Annotated in this window: 18 protein-coding genes; 4 read left to right on the top strand and 14 right to left on the bottom strand. The window is 41.2% G+C overall.

The window, feature by feature from the left end:
• Window positions 1–86: 86 nt before the first annotated feature.
• Window positions 87–779, bottom strand: a complete 693-nt coding sequence (locus tag AC4CS8_RS02940; RefSeq protein WP_493893467.1) for a phosphoglycerate mutase — start codon at window positions 777–779, stop codon at window positions 87–89.
• 224 nt (window positions 780–1003) lie between these two features.
• On the opposite strand from AC4CS8_RS02940, the gene AC4CS8_RS02935 reads away from it, so the two are divergent.
• Genes AC4CS8_RS02935 through AC4CS8_RS02925 form a run of 3 tightly spaced genes read left to right on the top strand, consistent with a single transcriptional unit; the run spans window position 1004 to window position 4691 of the window.
• Window positions 1004–2188 carry an acetyl-CoA C-acetyltransferase gene (locus AC4CS8_RS02935; protein WP_493893466.1) on the top strand — a complete coding sequence of 395 codons (1185 nt, stop codon included), beginning with the start codon at window positions 1004–1006 and terminating at the stop codon, window positions 2186–2188.
• Between the two features lie 28 nt (window positions 2189–2216).
• Window positions 2217–3371, top strand: coding sequence for a hydroxymethylglutaryl-CoA synthase (locus AC4CS8_RS02930; RefSeq protein ID WP_493893465.1), 1155 nt, complete (start codon window positions 2217–2219; stop codon window positions 3369–3371).
• Window positions 3372–3431: 60 nt separating this feature from the next.
• On the top strand, window positions 3432–4691 hold the full coding sequence (locus tag AC4CS8_RS02925; protein WP_493893464.1) for a hydroxymethylglutaryl-CoA reductase, degradative: 1260 nt from the start codon (window positions 3432–3434) through the stop codon (window positions 4689–4691).
• Between the two features lie 22 nt (window positions 4692–4713).
• Here the strand turns inward: AC4CS8_RS02925 and AC4CS8_RS02920 are convergent, their stop codons facing one another.
• Window positions 4714–5181: a GNAT family N-acetyltransferase gene (locus tag AC4CS8_RS02920; protein WP_493893463.1), complete on the bottom strand. Its 468-nt coding sequence runs from the start codon at window positions 5179–5181 to the stop codon at window positions 4714–4716.
• Between the two features lie 254 nt (window positions 5182–5435).
• Here AC4CS8_RS02920 and AC4CS8_RS02915 point away from each other — a divergent pair, with 254 nt between their 5' ends.
• Entirely contained in the window at window positions 5436–5708 is a 273-nt protein-coding gene (locus AC4CS8_RS02915; protein WP_493893462.1) for a YiaA/YiaB family inner membrane protein, read from the top strand.
• Between the two features lie 270 nt (window positions 5709–5978).
• Here the strand turns inward: AC4CS8_RS02915 and AC4CS8_RS02910 are convergent, their stop codons facing one another.
• From AC4CS8_RS02910 to AC4CS8_RS02855, 12 genes are all read right to left on the bottom strand, one after another.
• Window positions 5979–6254 (bottom strand): HU family DNA-binding protein, encoded by a 276-nt coding sequence (locus AC4CS8_RS02910; protein WP_493893461.1) that lies wholly within the window; start codon window positions 6252–6254, stop codon window positions 5979–5981.
• A gap of 79 nt (window positions 6255–6333) precedes the next feature.
• Window positions 6334–6936 carry a YpmS family protein gene (locus AC4CS8_RS02905; RefSeq protein ID WP_493893460.1) on the bottom strand — a complete coding sequence of 201 codons (603 nt, stop codon included), beginning with the start codon at window positions 6934–6936 and terminating at the stop codon, window positions 6334–6336.
• On the bottom strand, window positions 6914–7738 hold the full coding sequence (locus tag AC4CS8_RS02900; protein WP_493893459.1) for an SGNH/GDSL hydrolase family protein: 825 nt from the start codon (window positions 7736–7738) through the stop codon (window positions 6914–6916). Before AC4CS8_RS02900 ends, AC4CS8_RS02905 begins: the two co-directional genes overlap by 23 nt.
• The gene (locus tag AC4CS8_RS02895; protein ID WP_493893458.1) at window positions 7731–8564 is read right to left on the bottom strand and encodes a DegV family protein; all 834 of its coding nucleotides are present in this window, start codon (window positions 8562–8564) and stop codon (window positions 7731–7733) included. The genes AC4CS8_RS02900 and AC4CS8_RS02895 overlap by 8 nt, the downstream gene beginning before the upstream one ends.
• An 89-nt stretch (window positions 8565–8653) precedes the next feature.
• Window positions 8654–10315 (bottom strand): DNA repair protein RecN, encoded by a 1662-nt coding sequence (recN, locus tag AC4CS8_RS02890; protein ID WP_493893457.1) that lies wholly within the window; start codon window positions 10313–10315, stop codon window positions 8654–8656.
• Window position 10316: 1 nt separating this feature from the next.
• Window positions 10317–10742 carry an arginine repressor gene (locus AC4CS8_RS02885; RefSeq protein ID WP_493893456.1) on the bottom strand — a complete coding sequence of 142 codons (426 nt, stop codon included), beginning with the start codon at window positions 10740–10742 and terminating at the stop codon, window positions 10317–10319.
• Complete coding sequence (locus tag AC4CS8_RS02880; RefSeq protein WP_493893455.1) at window positions 10735–11556, bottom strand: TlyA family RNA methyltransferase; 822 nt, start codon at window positions 11554–11556, stop codon at window positions 10735–10737. Before AC4CS8_RS02880 ends, AC4CS8_RS02885 begins: the two co-directional genes overlap by 8 nt.
• On the bottom strand, window positions 11549–12418 hold the full coding sequence (locus AC4CS8_RS02875; protein ID WP_493893454.1) for a polyprenyl synthetase family protein: 870 nt from the start codon (window positions 12416–12418) through the stop codon (window positions 11549–11551). The genes AC4CS8_RS02880 and AC4CS8_RS02875 overlap by 8 nt, the downstream gene beginning before the upstream one ends.
• Window positions 12418–12633 carry an exodeoxyribonuclease VII small subunit gene (locus AC4CS8_RS02870; RefSeq protein ID WP_493893453.1) on the bottom strand — a complete coding sequence of 72 codons (216 nt, stop codon included), beginning with the start codon at window positions 12631–12633 and terminating at the stop codon, window positions 12418–12420. Before AC4CS8_RS02870 ends, AC4CS8_RS02875 begins: the two co-directional genes overlap by 1 nt.
• Window positions 12608–13951 (bottom strand): exodeoxyribonuclease VII large subunit, encoded by a 1344-nt coding sequence (xseA, locus tag AC4CS8_RS02865; RefSeq protein WP_493893452.1) that lies wholly within the window; start codon window positions 13949–13951, stop codon window positions 12608–12610. The genes AC4CS8_RS02870 and xseA overlap by 26 nt, the downstream gene beginning before the upstream one ends.
• A gap of 208 nt (window positions 13952–14159) precedes the next feature.
• The gene (locus AC4CS8_RS02860; protein WP_493893451.1) at window positions 14160–14333 is read right to left on the bottom strand and encodes a hypothetical protein; all 174 of its coding nucleotides are present in this window, start codon (window positions 14331–14333) and stop codon (window positions 14160–14162) included.
• Between the two features lie 81 nt (window positions 14334–14414).
• Window positions 14415–15266 carry a bifunctional methylenetetrahydrofolate dehydrogenase/methenyltetrahydrofolate cyclohydrolase gene (locus tag AC4CS8_RS02855; RefSeq protein WP_493893450.1) on the bottom strand — a complete coding sequence of 284 codons (852 nt, stop codon included), beginning with the start codon at window positions 15264–15266 and terminating at the stop codon, window positions 14415–14417.
• Window positions 15267–15281 lie beyond the last annotated feature (15 nt).

Below are 15281 nucleotides of genomic sequence, written 5' to 3'. Positions count from 1 at the left end.
TGTAGTACCTCCAGTATATCATACTCTCTCTGAAAAATCCGATATTCAAAATAAAAAAGCCTGAGCAAGCTCAGACCTTAAATAAATTATGCTTCCAAGTAGTACTCTTTCACAATGTTCAAGTTTTCATCCAATTCGAATACAAGTGGTGGGAAGTTTGGAATTTCCACATCCATGATTTCGTCATCAGACAATTGTTTGATGTGTTTTACGAGGGCACGAATTGAGTTACCGTGTGCACCTACGAATACGTTTTTACCATCTTTCAAAGCTGGAGCAATCTTATCTTCCCAGAATGGAAGGGCACGCTCAAGCGTTACTTTCAAGTTTTCAGCATCTGGAATAACTGAATCATCAAGATGTGCATAACGGCGATCAGTATGTGCTGAATGCTCATGATCTTTAGCCATTTCTGGAGGCAATACATCGTATGAACGACGCCAGATATGAACTTGCTCATCACCAAATTCAGCAGCTGCTTCAGCTTTGTTCAAGCCAGTCAAACCACCGTAGTGACGTTCGTTTAAGCGCCATGATTTCTCAACTGGTACCCACAATTGATCTGCAGCTTCAAGAGCCAAGTTTGTAGTCTTGATAGCACGTTTCAAAACAGAAGTGTAAGCAAGGTCAAATTCGATACCTGCTTCTTTGATCAATTTACCTGCATCGATTGCTTGTTGTGTACCTTTTTCAGACAAATCAACATCAGCCCAACCAGTGAAAAGGTTAGCTTTGTTCCATTCAGACTCACCGTGGCGAGCAAAAACCAATTTTACCATTAATGGATTCTCCTTTTAATTTTGAGGTTTCCCTCTGATACCCTTCTATTTTACACGAAAAATTGAAAAAATGCTAGCTTTTCCACAATCTGTTTGCGCTTTCATTCCCTTTTATGTAAATTCAGTCCATAGACCTATCTTTCTTCTTATGAAAAAAAATGAAATCATGGTATAATAGTTGGGCTGAACACGACAGTTCAAAACGATACCATATAGGAGTTATCATGAAGAAAGTAGCTATCGTGTCTGCCTATCGTTCTGCTATTGGCAGTTTCGGAGGTAGTCTGAAAGACATTCAAATTGCTGATCTGGGAGCGCAAGTTCTCGAAGCATCCCTAAAAAATAAACATATTCCAGCGGATAGCGTTGATGAAGTTATCTTCGGAAATGTTCTCTCAGCGGGACATGGACAAAATATTGCACGTCAAATCGCTATTCGTGCATGCATTCCTCAAACAGCCTCTGCCTATGCAGTGAATAAAGTCTGTGGGTCGGGTCTTAAGTCCGTCCTGCTGGCTGCCCAAACCATTCTTCTCGGTGATAATGATGTAGTCGTGGCTGGGGGCATTGAAATCATGAGCCAAGCTGCCTACCTCTCCAAATCCAGCCGATTTGGCAGTAAGTTGGGGCATATCTCCCTCGAAGATTCCATGTTGACTGACGGTCTGACAGATGCCTTTAACGACTATCACATGGGTATTACTGCAGAAAATGTAGCTGAACGCTATCAAATTAGTCGTGAAGAGCAAGATGAATTTGCATACGGCAGTCAAGAAAAAGCAGCAAAAGCGATTGCTGAAGGACGATTTGTCGACGAAATTGTCCCAATTAAGTTGAAAAGCCGGAAAGGTGAAATACTGTTTGCCACAGATGAGTATCCTCGTCTGACACCTCTTGAAAAACTGGCAACACTCCGGCCAGCTTTCAAAAAAGATGGAACGGTTACAGCGGCCAACGCCTCAGGTATCAATGATGGTTGTGCTGTTCTCGTACTTATGTCTGAAGAAAAAGCTAAGCAATTAAATATTGAACCCCTTGCCTTTATCGAAAGCTATGCCACAAGCGGTTTAGACCCTGCTTATATGGGATTAGGTCCTATATCAGCTAGTCAAAAAGCTCTTGAAAAAATCGGCAAATCCGTCGAAGATATTGACTTATTCGAACTCAATGAGGCCTTCGCAGCCCAATCAATCCCTGTTGTCAAACAACTCGGGATTGACCCTGCAAAAGTCAATGTTAACGGAGGAGCCATTGCTCTCGGTCATCCAATCGGAGCCAGCGGCAGTCGGATTTTAGTCAGTCTTATACATGAGCTTATCAAACAGGAAAAAGAGCTGGGACTATGCTCTCTCTGTATCGGAGGCGGTCAAGGAATTTCCCTTATTGTTTCCAATGCACAAAAATCTTAACCTATCATTTGTACACAAAGGATATATTATGAACATCGGTATTGATAAAATCGGTTTTGCGGCACCCGATTACGTTTTAGATTTGGCTGATTTAGCCCAAGCCCGCAATGTTGATCCAAATAAATTTAAGATTGGACTTCTCCAATCCGAAATGGCTGTAGCTCCAATCACCCAAGACATTGTTACACTTGGGGCCCAAGCTGCTGAAGCAATTCTAACCGACGACGATAAACAAAGCATTGATATGGTCATCGTCGGAACAGAATCTAGCGTGGATCAGAGTAAGGCTACGGCTGTGTCTATCCACGGTTTGTTAGGCATCCAGCCCTTTGCTCGTTCCATCGAGATGAAGGAAGCCTGTTATGGTGCTACTGCTGGACTTAGCCTAGCTAAGAGCCACATCGCTCAATTCCCAAACTCAAAAGTCTTAGTCATTGCTAGTGATATTGCAAAATATGGAGTCGCTTCTGGCGGTGAAGCCACCCAAGGTGCTGGTGCTGTTGCCATGCTGGTCACTGCTGATCCACGTATTTTGGTACTGAACAACGATAATGTCTGTCAGACCCGTGACATCTACGACTTTTGGCGTCCAAACTATGATAAGTACCCGCGTGTTGACGGTCGTTTCTCCACAGAACAGTACACAGATTGCTTGACAACAACATTTGATTATTACCAGCAAAAAACGAGCAAGTCGCTTGAAGAGTTTGCTGCCATGTGCTTGCACATTCCTTTCTCCAAGCAAGGTCTTAAAGGATTGCAGGCTATCGCTCAAGATGAATCAACTCTAAATCGTTTGACAGAGCGTTTTCAAGAGGCCATCGTCTACAACAAGGTTGTCGGCAACATCTACACTGGCTCTATCTTCCTCTCCCTCCTTTCCCTTTTGGAAAATAGCAGAGCTTTAGAAGCAGGAGATCAAATCCTCTTTTATAGCTATGGTAGCGGTGCTGTCTGTGAGATTTTCAGCGGTCAACTGGTTGAAGGTTACCGAAACCACTTGCAAGAAAATCGCCTAGAACAACTCAACAAGCGTATCAAGCTCAGCCTTGAGGAATACGAACAAGTCTTCTTCCAAGAAATCACTCTTGATGAAACAGGTACATCTGTCGACCTACCAGAAGATCAAAGTCCTTATGCTCTTCTCAAAGTGGAAAACCATAAACGTATCTATCGTAAATAAAAGCCAAAACGGCGCCCTTTGGCTCTCTACCAAGGGGCGTTTTTTTAGAAAGAGGAAATTATGTCAAACTTCTCAGGATTCTATAAAAAATCACGTCAAGAACGCATCGACATTCTCCATCAACATACCACTCTATCAGAAGATAGTCTAGACATTCTTTACAAAGACGATAATCTTCCTGAAAGTATCGCAGGAAAAATGGCAGAAAACCATCTTGGAACTTTTTCTCTGCCTTTTTCTGTCCTTCCTGAGCTACTTGTAGACGGACAGACTTTTTCTGTCCCTATGGTAACGGAAGAGCCGTCTGTAGTTGCGGCAGCATCTTTTGGAGCGAAAATCATCGCTAAATCTGGTGGTTTTCATACAACCATTCACAACCGCATCATGATTGGCCAAGTGGCTCTCTATGATGTTCCAGACCATGAGCATGCTCGTGAGAACATCCTAGCCCATAAAACTGCTATTCTGGAAACTGCCAATCAAGCTCACCCTTCCATTGTTAAACGAGGCGGTGGGGCGCGTGAATTGACTGTCGAGAGTAAAGATGAATTTTTAATTGTCTATCTTCAGGTTGATGTTCAAGAAGCCATGGGCGCAAATATTCTCAATAATATGCTGGAAGCTATTAAAGAGGACTTAGAAAAACTCAGCCAGGGACATGCCTTGATGGGAATTCTATCCAACTATGCGACTGAATCTCTGGTCACTGCCCAGTGCCACATAGCCATTTCTAGTCTTGCTACCAGCTCTGCTATTGCTCAAGAAACAGCTCAAAAAATAGCTTTAGCAAGCAAACTGGCGCAAGTGGATCCTTATCGCGCTGCCACCCATAACAAAGGAATTTTTAACGGTATTGATGCTGTCGTTATCGCTACAGGAAATGACTGGCGGGCGGTGGAAGCTGGTGCTCATGCCTATGCCAGCCGTGATGGACACTACAAGGGGCTGTCCACTTGGAAAGTCTATGGGGAGTATCTGATTGGCTCTATCACCTTGCCACTTCCGATTGCTTCTGTCGGAGGCTCCATTGGGCTCAATCCAAAAGTGACTGTTGCTTTCGACCTCCTTCAACAGCCAAAAGCACGCCAATTATCTTCTATCATCGCTTCTGTTGGCCTCTGTCAGAACTTTGCTGCCCTGCGAGCTCTTGTTACTGCAGGTATTCAAGCTGGTCACATGAAACTCCATGCCAAATCCCTAGCCCTCCTTGCTGGTGCAGAGGAGCATGAAGTAGACCAACTAGCCCAACTCCTGCGCAAAGAAAAACACAGCAACCTAGAAACTGCACAAAAACTATTGGCAAAAATGAGAGAAAACTAAAAAAGAGGGGCTTCCTCTTTTTTTAATCGATTATTTGCTCCATACGAAACTTTTGTGGCTTCATTCCCAAGCGTTCATAAAAACGGACAGCTCCTGCGTTATCAGCCCACACATCCAAGGTAAGATTGTGACAGCCCTGCTCCTTTGCGTAGGAAAGGGCAAAGTCATATAATTGCTCTCCAATTTTTTGACCACGCGCTGAATTAGCTACACACAAATCATCAATAAACAGAGTTTTTACTGGCTCTAAGACGTCACCTCTTGCAATAGATAACTCACAAAAAAGATGCCCAACAACCTGTCCATCTAATTCATAGACAAAAATAGGCTTGTCAGGATCTTTTAAAAGTGCTACTAGTTCATCTTCAGAAAACTTTTGACCTGAACTCCTAAAAATATCCGGTCGTGCTTGGTGATGAACCTGTAAAATATCTTGTAGTAATTCGTTCAGGACTGAAATATCAGATGGTCTAGCTTTACGGATTGTCATAAAAAGCTCCCCCTTTTTTCATTTTTCTATTATAGCACATGTTCATTTTTTTACAAAATAGGTCTATAGACCGATGAAGAATCTGAAAATTCGATTATACTATATATGTATCCTAAAATTTTTCATAAATCTCCTAAAAACCGATGAAAAATCGGTTTTTTGTATTTCAGATGTAACATTTTTATTGCAAAAGTATCTTGCCTATTCAAACATGGAATGTTATACTTAGACCAATAATAAAAAGGAGATTTGTTATGAATAAAGTGAAAAAGAAAGTTTACCGTAATACCCCTGCCTTTACATTGATGGCCTGGGCTTCATTTTGTTTCTTTGTAGCCTTAATTTTAATCGGTCTGTATACTCTAAAAGAACCATTGATGGTAAAAGGTTACTACCTGATGGGGTCGGTAGGGCTTATCTCTTCGTCTTTCACTGTTTCAAAGGTAGTTCGTGATAACCAAGAGGATGAAGATAATTACAATCATCTTTTGCAACAAGCTGCTTATAATACTGAAGAAGATAAATAAGCTACAAGCCAGATTAGTCGCAACTAGTCTGGCTTTTTATCTCCTTAGAACTCACTAGCTTGCTTCACTAAAACTTATTCTTAGGATATTGCCGAACCTGCTCTATCTCCAACCTCCGAGAGTCACTCCCCTGACTATTTGAAGCAAAAAATTTTTGCTCCATTTCCAACCTCCGAGAGTCACTCCCCTGACTCTCGGAGCCCCAAAACACAGAAAAAAGCCTACTGCACAACGTAGAAACGTTGATACAATAGGCTTTTCAAGGGTAGACTATTTTACCGCATCCTTAAGAGCTTTACCAGCTTTGAATGCTGGAACTTTTGAAGCTGCGATTTCGATTTCTTTACCAGTTTGTGGGTTGCGACCTTTACGTGCTGCACGCTCACGAACTTCAAAGTTACCGAAGCCAATCAATTGTACTTTTTCACCAGCTGCAAGGTAGTCTGCTACTGTTGCAAATACTGCATCAACAGCTGCTGCTGAATCTTTTTTAGTCAATGAAGTTGCTTCTGCAACTTTTGCAATCAAATCTTGTTTGTTAGCCATATGCTAAGTCCTCCAATAATTTTCTGAGTTAATTACTCACCACTATATAGTACCTAATTTTAGGGAAATGGTCAAGTTTTTACCCCGAATTCGTTGACTTTTTATATAAATCAAAAATAATCTGATCATTGTATAAATCAATAGTATTCGCTTTGATGTAAATCCCCAAATCGTTCTCAATTTCTACCAATAGAATACTTACTGTAGATTGTTCTGCATCAACTTCAACAAAACTAGGTAGCTTATAACTCTTCTGTACGTAAGTTAGTATCTCTTTAGTGGGGAGTGAAAGAGTACCTGCAGATATTTCATTAATCGTTAGCAGTATATTCCCATTTTCCAATTTATTCGGTTGGAAGTAAATATAAAGTGGTACTTTTGTTCCAAATAATTCATAGCTTGCTTCAAAGAGAATCTGCTGATTGGTAGCATAAAGTTTGTACGAAAAGTCTTTTGTTTGGTACTCTTCCAAGTAAGTTGCTACAGTATCATTTAACTGATCCCGCGTAGTTGTAAACGTACCAATTTTTGCATCTGAATTGTTACTACTAACCTGACCAATGTTTTCTCGACTAGTCGTGATGCGACTGACAATGACAATTGATAAACCTATCAAACAGGATAGAAGCAATAAAAATGCCCATTTCCAAATGTTAAAATTACCAGTTTTTCTTTGTCTCACGAATTTTCTCCATTATTGCTTCTTTGATAATTTCATATCCCGTATAATTAGGGTGGAAGGAATCATCTTCATATAGGAGGTTATTAGACGTAGTATTTGTTTGACTTATCCCCTCTTCACCCTCTATTCCCTTATACAGGAGATCATTGATAGGAATAAAATAAACCTTATCTAGGTCACTGACCGTATCTTCAGATACTTGGTTCCAATTGTTTACTACGGTCTGCATCTCAGTCATATCAGGGAAGTTCAGATAAAAAGGATTATATATTCCTACTAGGTAGATGGGTAAATCTGGATTGTTTTCTCTTGCTTTTTTGATAATCTGCAAAAGCCGTTGACTATATTCTTGTGCTGGTTGATCAAACGTACTTACTTCTAAATTGGAAATATTATCTAAAATCGCCTTACGTAAATCATTTCCTCCAACTGTCAACGTCATAAGATTTGCAGTTTTTAAGCTTTCGCTAATAGCGGTATCTTCTTCCATACGTTTAAGAATTTGACTACTAGTATTTCCTGATACCCCGAAATTCTCATAGCTAACTTGATAGCTATATTCATTAGTCAAGGATTGAGCCAGAAGTGGCACAAAACCTCCCTGATTGGTTGTATCTCCTACCCCTTCTGTCAAAGAATCACCCAGAGCAACATACCGTAAGCTACTCGTGCTTTTCTTAGAAAAATCCTCAGATGACAATAAGGGCTGTGCTGATGGAATCAATAGGTGGAAAAATAATAGAAAACCTAGTAGACTGCTGAAAAAGACAACTAGGTTTTGTAAAATCTTACGACTATTCATAACGAACTAAAATTGCCCAAGCATCTTCGCCTGTATGAGTTTGAATAATGGATCCCGTCTCCAAGATAGGAATATCTTGGGGAACAAAGTCCTGTAGCTTCGCTTTTATTTCCTCAGCAAATGCTGATGTTCCAGCGTAGGAAATCCCCAACTCAACGACTTTCCTATCCGCAAGACTTTGTGCAAACTCATCTAACCATTTCTTAAAAGTCTTAGCTCCACGCCCCTTGACAATTGGATTGAGCTGATTATCTTTCATTTCCATGATGACACGGATATTGAGCAGGGAGCTCAACAAACCTGTCACCCTACCAATTCTTCCACCTTTGACAAGGTTCTCCAAAGTAGACACTCCAATATAAAGTTCTGTCTTTTCTTGCACTTGCTCAATAGCTGCTAAAATCTCTTCTTTGCTTGCACCTGCTTGTGCTAAACGTGCTGCTTCTACAACTTGGAATTTGGCTGCCTGATCTGTAAATTGGGAGTCGATTACCGTTACATCTGCACCTGAAAGTGTTGCTCCTTGACGAGCTGCTTCTATCGTTCCTGAAAGGGCATGAGAGAGATGAATAGCAATAATCTGGCTACCGTCTGTTGCTAAGTTAGAAAATACCTCAGCAAAGACACCTACCGGTGGTTGGCTAGTTTTGGGAAGATTTTTACTTTCTCGCATGAGTTTAAGGAATTGACCTTCAGCCAGGTCAGCATCGGAATAAACTACCCCATCTACCATGACAGATAGTGGTACCACTGTAATTCCTAAACTTTCAATCAAACTAGGTTCAATTGTGGTACTAGAGTCTGTTACAATTTTAATAGTACTCATATAATTTCCTACTCTTATTTCTTATTTTTACTATTATATCAAATATTTATAAAAAATGGTTTTAACCAGTCGTAATTCCCAATCAATTCTTAGACTTTTTCTAACAATTCTCTTGCTTGTGTCCGTGCTGCTTCGGATACCGTATCACCAGCAAGCATCTTGGCAATCTCTTCCACGCGCTCCTCTTGCTCTAACAAACGCACACGGGAAACCGTCTTACTGTCATCAGATACTTTTTCAATAAAGAATTGGTAATCCGCAATAGCAATAACCTGAGGCAAGTGAGAAATGGCCAAGACCTGTCCAAACTGGCCAATTTTATAAATTTTTTGTGCAATGGCTTGTGCTACCCGACCAGACACTCCCGTATCAACCTCATCAAAAACAATAGAGGTTTTGCCTTCTTTACGAGCAAATGCTGATTTTATTGCCAACATCAGTCGAGACAATTCACCACCTGAAGCCACCTTTACCAAAGGTTTCAAATCTTCCCCTGGGTTTGTCGCAATGTAAAATTCCACACCTTCATTGCCCTCACGATTAAATTTTCCTGCTGTAAACATGACTTGGAAACGAGCTTTTTCCATATACAAGTCCTGCAATTCCTGACGAATTTCCCCTTCCAAAATCTCTGCCAAATTATGCCTTGCTTGACTTAGTTGACCTGCTAGACTAACCAAGTCTTTTTCTAACAGTTTGAGTTGGCTTTCCAAATCTTCTCCAGATAGGTTATTCCCAGTCAGAAGATTATATTCTTCCGTAATTTTACTCAGGTAATCAAGGACATCGTCGACCTTACCACCATACTTTTTGGTCATGGTATTCACTAAATCTAAACGTTGTTCCAACTGCATGAGGCGATTACCGTCAAAATCAAGATTTTCCAGCAAGTCTCCTAATCGCTTAGTTACATCTTCAATAACATAATAAGATTCTGTCATATTACTGGACAATTCCTTATAGGTGCTATCATACTCCTCTAAACTTTGCAAATCATTCATGGCAGAGCGCAGATTGGAGAGGCTTGAAAAATCTTCATTGTCTAACATGATAAAAGCATTGGTCAAGGTGTCTGCAATCTGCTTGTGGTTGAGTAGCTTATCCCGTTCTTGATTGAGCTGAACATCCTCTCCTGATTGTAAATCTGCCGCTTCAATTTCAGCGATTTGGTATTCAAGCATCTCTATCCGTGCTTTGTGTTCCTGCTCGTTCCGCTGTTTTTCGTATACCTGTTTGCGTAGGTTACGATAGGCATCGAAGGTCGTTTGATAGCGGTCCTTCAACTCCCAAAACTCAGTCTGTCCAAAGCTATCCAAGAGACGAATATGGTATTGGGCTTTCATCAATTCTTCCTGATCATGTTGCCCATGAATATCTACTAGATATTGACCGACCTGTTTAAGAATGGAGAGATTGACCAACTGACCGTTGATTCTACTAACCGAACGACCATTTTGCAGGATTTCCCGTCGAATAATCAACTCGTCCGTCACTTCGATTCCTTGTTCTTCCAAAATCTGTTCTAAAGCTCTGCTATGTTCCAGCGAAAAAAGCCCCTCAATCTCAGCTTTAGGACATCCATGACGAATGACGTCTGTCGTGGCACGTGCTCCGAGCATCAGGTTCATAGCATCGATAATAATAGACTTACCAGCGCCTGTTTCTCCTGTTAAGACGCTCATTCCCTTGTCGAAAGTTAAGGAAACCTCCTCGATAATGGCGAAATTTTTAATAGAAATATCTAGTAGCATACTACCAATCCTTTAGTGTTTCTTCAAGTAAGGCAATCTTTTCTGAATTGTATAGATGAATCAGAATACTATCATCATCGGCAAGGATACTGAAGATTTCAGCTTCAAATTGGTCCCAAATTTGCCGCTTAACAACAGCACTACTGCCTGGTACAAGTTGTAAACTGATTAGCTGTCCCATACTCTTGATTTCTAAAACATTGTTTCCCAAATGTTTCTTTTTCGGAGCTTTGGGCAAACCATAGATATATCCTTTGTCAGCTACAGGCACTTTGATTATCCCTAATTCCTTAATATCACGCGATACAGTAGCCTGAGTGGCATGGACACCTAATTCTTCCAATCGCTCTACAATTTCTTCTTGGGTATCTATTGGATAACGAACTACTAAATCTTTAATTAATTCCAATCGTTCTCGTTTATTCATCCTTTTTAAATTCCTCATGTGCTTGATAGACTATTCTTGTTATTTCCTGTTTATCAATCTGGCTTGGCTGACTTGTTTTTTCTAAATGAGCCAAAAATTCAATGTTTCCATGACCACCTTGAACAGGTGAAAAGCTCAAGGATTTGACCGAAAATCCAGTTTCCACTGCCATACTAGTCACATCTTCTAAGACTTTCAAGTGCACTGCCTTATCCTTGACAATACCATTCTTTCCAATTTGCTCACGTCCTGCCTCAAATTGAGGTTTGACAAGGGCAACAACCTGACCACCATCAACTAAGATACGGTGAAGAGCTGGTAAAATGAGACTCAAAGAGATAAAGCTGACATCAACGGAAGCAAAACTTGGTTGAACAACTTGAAAATCTGCCAACTCAGCATAGCGGAAGTTATACTGCTCCATGCTGATGACGCGCTTGTCCTGTCGCAATTTCCATGCCAGTTGATTGGTACCGACATCCACCGCGTAGACTTGCTTGGCACCAGCCTGCAACATGACATCTGTAAAGCCACCTGTCGAAGCTCCAATATCAATCGTCGTTTGCCCTTCAACTGATAGTCCGAAAACCTGCAAGGCTTTCTCCAATTTCAAACCACCTCTGCTGACATATTTGAGCTTTTCCCCCTTGAGCTTGAGTTCAATTCCTTCATCAATTTTCTCACCGGGTTTATCGTATCGTTCGCCATTGATGACCGACACAACCAGACCTGCCATAACCCCACGTTTAGCCTGCTCTCTGGTTTCAAAAAGCCCTTGCTTAAAAGCTAGTACATCTACTCTTTCCTTAGCCATTGATTCGTAAACTTTCTATGATTTCGTTAATTTCTTTCGTTGAAAATGGGACTAGACTTGCCACCTTATCTAGCTCACTAATCGCTTGATTTAGGGTATCATTTAGAAATACTTTTGAGGATTCTAAGCCCATGAGAGCTGGATAGGTAGACTTCTCTGCCAATAAATCTTTTTGAGGTGTTTTTCCGATTTCCTCAAAAGTGGCTGTCACATCTAAGATATCATCCCGCACTTGGAAGGCTAGACCGACCAATTGACCTGCTTGACGTAAAAAGTGGATAACCGTTTCTGACTGCCCAGCAATCAAACCTGCTGCCACAAATGGAAAGGTCAATAATTTACCTGTCTTATTGGCATGAATGGTCTGTAGTTGCTCCAAGGACAAGGCTTGGCCTTCTCCTACCATATCCAATACCTGACCTGCAACCATTCCAAAAGTACCAGACGCCTGTGAAAGTTCCTTGATAAGAGTGACCACCGTTTCTGCTGGTAAGTCAACTTGAGCTAAAAATCCAAAGGGATCTAGGAAGAGGCTGTCGCCTGCTAAAATAGCTGTCGCCTCATCAAATTTCTTATGGTTTGTCAAACGCCCACGTCGGTAATCATCATCGTCCATGGCAGGCAAATCATCATGGATTAAACTACCTGTGTGTATCAACTCGACACAGGCTGCCACTTGGTAATGAGCAGTCTGTAGCTCTACTCCGAATGATTCTAAAATCGTCAACAAAAGCATAGGGCGGATACGCTTGCCACCTGCTTGAAGTGAATAGAGAATAGACTGGTTAAGACCTTCAGCTACATGAGGTTGGTAAAAGTCTGCAATAGTTTTCTCAAGGGTCTGCAATTTAGTTGCCACCATTACTTCATCTCCACTTCACTGCCATCCGCCTGCATGACCTTAACTAAGGTCTTTTCAGCTTCTGCTAGTGTCTTTTGTAGGTCTTTGGATAGGACCATTCCCTTTTGAAACTCAGTAAGTGCCTCTTCTAAAGCCACATCGCCTCGTTCCAACTTGGTTACGATTTCTTCTAATTCAGCTAAGTTTTCTTCAAATGTTTTTGTCTTTTTGGACATGATTTACCTCCACATCAAGTTGACCATCCTTCATCTGAATGGTTATATTTTCACCTGTTTGTACCTTTTCTACACTATCTAAGACCCGACCATCTTGTAAAACCATGGCATAGCCACGCGCCACAATTCGACTAGTATCTAGCAGGGTCAAGGCCTCAATCAATTTATCCGCCTTGGCCATCTTATTGTCGTAGATATTGGCCATATTGCTTTTTAAAAGTCGCTCCTGTTGGAGAACCCTTTCTTGAAAACTTTCTACTTTCCGACCAAGTTGAAGCCCTTGTAAACGCTGATTAAGTAGTAAAGTCGTTTGTTTCTGCTGACCATAGATTTCTCTCATCCGTGTCTGCAACTGATTGGTCAGGCGATCCAATTTTTGCAAATAACCGTCGTATAAGCGTTCAGGCTGACGAAAGATGACAGACTGGCTAATCTTATCAACCTGCCCTCTTAGGAATTTCAAGCGATTGGTCGTAGCTTGGTAGGCTCGGTTTTCTTGTTGGCCAAGATAGCCCAACAAATCAGCCTTTGTCACAGGTGTCGCCAATTCCGCAGCAGCAGTCGGAGTAGCTGCCCTCCTATCTGCTACAAAATCTGCCAAGGTCGTATCTGTTTCATGACCGACACTAGAAATAATGGGAATACGGGATTCAAAAATTGCTCGAACCACAGGCTCCTCATTAAAAGCCCACAGGTCTTCGATAGAGCCACCACCACGACCAACGATGAGGACATCTAAATCATCACGCTCATTGGCTCTTTGGATATTGGCAACCACCTCTTGAGCAGCTCCATCTCCTTGCACCTTGGTCGGATAGAGAACAATCTCCACCCCTGGGAAACGCCGACTGACCGTCGTGATAATATCTTGGATGACTGCTCCGCTCGGACTGGTAATGACACCAATTTTCTTTGTAAAACGAGGTAAGTCCTGCTTAAATTCTTGTTTAAACAGACCTTCCTGTGTCAGAGCTTGTTTGAGTTGCTCAAACTTGATGGCTAGAGCTCCAATACCATCTGGCTCCGCTTTTTCAATAACAATCGAATAGGAACCGCTGGGTTCATAGAGCTGGATACGCCCAATTGCATTGATTTTCATTCCTTCTTCAAGCTCAAAGCCCAAATTTTTATAGATACCAGCCCACATGGTCGCCTGAATGACTGCCTTGTCATCTTTGAGTGAAAAATACTGGTGGCTAGGTCTCTTGCGGAAATTGGACACTTGACCCGTCAAATAAACCTTCTCCAAATAAGGATCTCGGTCAAATTTTAATTTTAAATACTTCGTTAGATGACTAACTGATAAATATTCAACCATGTCCACTCCTTTTGTCTGTATCCCTATCATTATACCAAATTTTATACAATTATACAGAAATAGACCGTCAAAATATACGAAATCTCTACATAATTTCACATCCCATTCAAAAGATGAGCATATTCAAAGATATACAATTACCATGATATATTTATAAAAAATAATCAATAAGATTATGTAGTGACTATTTTTAAAGGAGAGAGCGATATTATCTATCCTTCCATAACTGCTTTAGATAGGCCAAATTCAAATAACTTATATTCGGTACAAGAGCGATATCGGTACCTAAATCTTCTGCTCGGCCTACACCAACTGGGAATGAGTCTGCTGCTACAAGAAAAATATCCAAGTCTAGCTTCGACTCCACAAATAATTTGTTCAAGCAGAAAAACCATTACATGCAGTATCATGGCAATCAAAAAAAGAAATTAGTCTGTCCGACCAATTTCAATATAATAATTTATCAACACTTTTCACTTCTTACACAAGCCTCATAAGTCTGCTCCATCAGCATGGTAATAGTCATAGGACCTACTCCACCTGGTACTGGAGTGATAAGACTAGCAACTTCTGCTACTTCATCGTACTTCACATCCCCAATCAGCTTGCCGTTTTCATCACGGTTCATACCTACGTCAATCACAACTGCACCGGGCTTGATAAAATCCTTGGTCACAAAATGACCACGACCAATAGCCACCACCAGAATATCTGCCTGTCTTGCTAATTCAGGCAGATTTTTTGTACGAGAATGAGCGATGGTCACTGTGGCATTGGCATCAAGTAGCAACTGAGCCATAGGCTTACCAACGATATTGGAGCGACCAATAACGAGAGCGGATTTCCCTTCTAGATCCACCCCGTATTCCTTGAACATTTCCATAATCCCAGCTGGTGTAGAAGGAATCATAACAGGGTGACCCGACCAAAATTTACCCATATTGGTTGGGTGAAAGCCATCCACATCCTTGTCTGGATCAATGGCTAACAAGATTTTTTCTTCACTGATATGGCCTGGTAATGGCAATTGCACCAAGATACCATGCCATTCATCATCCTGATTATAGCGGTCAATTAAATCCAACAATTCTGATTCAGAAATCGTATCAGGAACTCGGACTACCTCACTTTTAAAACCGGCAGCCAAGGCTGAACGTTCTTTGTTGCGGACATAGACCTGACTGGCAGGGTCTTCTCCGACTAAAATCACGACTAGTCCTGGCACCAAACCCTTTTCTGATTTTAAATTGGCAGTCTTTTCTGCAAGTTCCGTCTGCATTTTCACTGCAAGAGCTTTTCCATCTATTACTGTCATATGCTATCTCCTCAT

Source organism: Streptococcus sp. NSSLK0004, assembly GCF_059039125.1.
This window is presented reverse-complemented; position numbering and strand designations above follow the sequence as displayed.

Bases quoted from the DNA above. Each gene is read 5' to 3' on its own strand.
- AC4CS8_RS02940 (WP_493893467.1), bottom strand. From the start codon at position 779: ATGGTAAAATTGGTTTTTGCTCGCCACGGTGAGTCTGAATGGAACAAA.
- AC4CS8_RS02935 (WP_493893466.1), top strand. From the start codon at position 1,004: ATGAAGAAAGTAGCTATCGTGTCTGCCTATCGTTCTGCTATTGGCAGT.
- AC4CS8_RS02930 (WP_493893465.1), top strand. From the start codon at position 2,217: ATGAACATCGGTATTGATAAAATCGGTTTTGCGGCACCCGATTACGTT.
- AC4CS8_RS02925 (WP_493893464.1), top strand. From the start codon at position 3,432: ATGTCAAACTTCTCAGGATTCTATAAAAAATCACGTCAAGAACGCATC.
- AC4CS8_RS02920 (WP_493893463.1), bottom strand. From the start codon at position 5,181: ATGACAATCCGTAAAGCTAGACCATCTGATATTTCAGTCCTGAACGAA.
- AC4CS8_RS02915 (WP_493893462.1), top strand. From the start codon at position 5,436: ATGAATAAAGTGAAAAAGAAAGTTTACCGTAATACCCCTGCCTTTACA.
- AC4CS8_RS02910 (WP_493893461.1), bottom strand. From the start codon at position 6,254: ATGGCTAACAAACAAGATTTGATTGCAAAAGTTGCAGAAGCAACTTCA.
- AC4CS8_RS02900 (WP_493893459.1), bottom strand. From the start codon at position 7,738: ATGAATAGTCGTAAGATTTTACAAAACCTAGTTGTCTTTTTCAGCAGT.
- AC4CS8_RS02895 (WP_493893458.1), bottom strand. From the start codon at position 8,564: ATGAGTACTATTAAAATTGTAACAGACTCTAGTACCACAATTGAACCT.
- recN (WP_493893457.1), bottom strand. From the start codon at position 10,315: ATGCTACTAGATATTTCTATTAAAAATTTCGCCATTATCGAGGAGGTT.
- AC4CS8_RS02885 (WP_493893456.1), bottom strand. From the start codon at position 10,742: ATGAATAAACGAGAACGATTGGAATTAATTAAAGATTTAGTAGTTCGT.
- AC4CS8_RS02880 (WP_493893455.1), bottom strand. From the start codon at position 11,556: ATGGCTAAGGAAAGAGTAGATGTACTAGCTTTTAAGCAAGGGCTTTTT.
- AC4CS8_RS02875 (WP_493893454.1), bottom strand. From the start codon at position 12,418: ATGGTGGCAACTAAATTGCAGACCCTTGAGAAAACTATTGCAGACTTT.
- AC4CS8_RS02870 (WP_493893453.1), bottom strand. From the start codon at position 12,633: ATGTCCAAAAAGACAAAAACATTTGAAGAAAACTTAGCTGAATTAGAA.
- xseA (WP_493893452.1), bottom strand. From the start codon at position 13,951: ATGGTTGAATATTTATCAGTTAGTCATCTAACGAAGTATTTAAAATTA.
- AC4CS8_RS02855 (WP_493893450.1), bottom strand. From the start codon at position 15,266: ATGACAGTAATAGATGGAAAAGCTCTTGCAGTGAAAATGCAGACGGAA.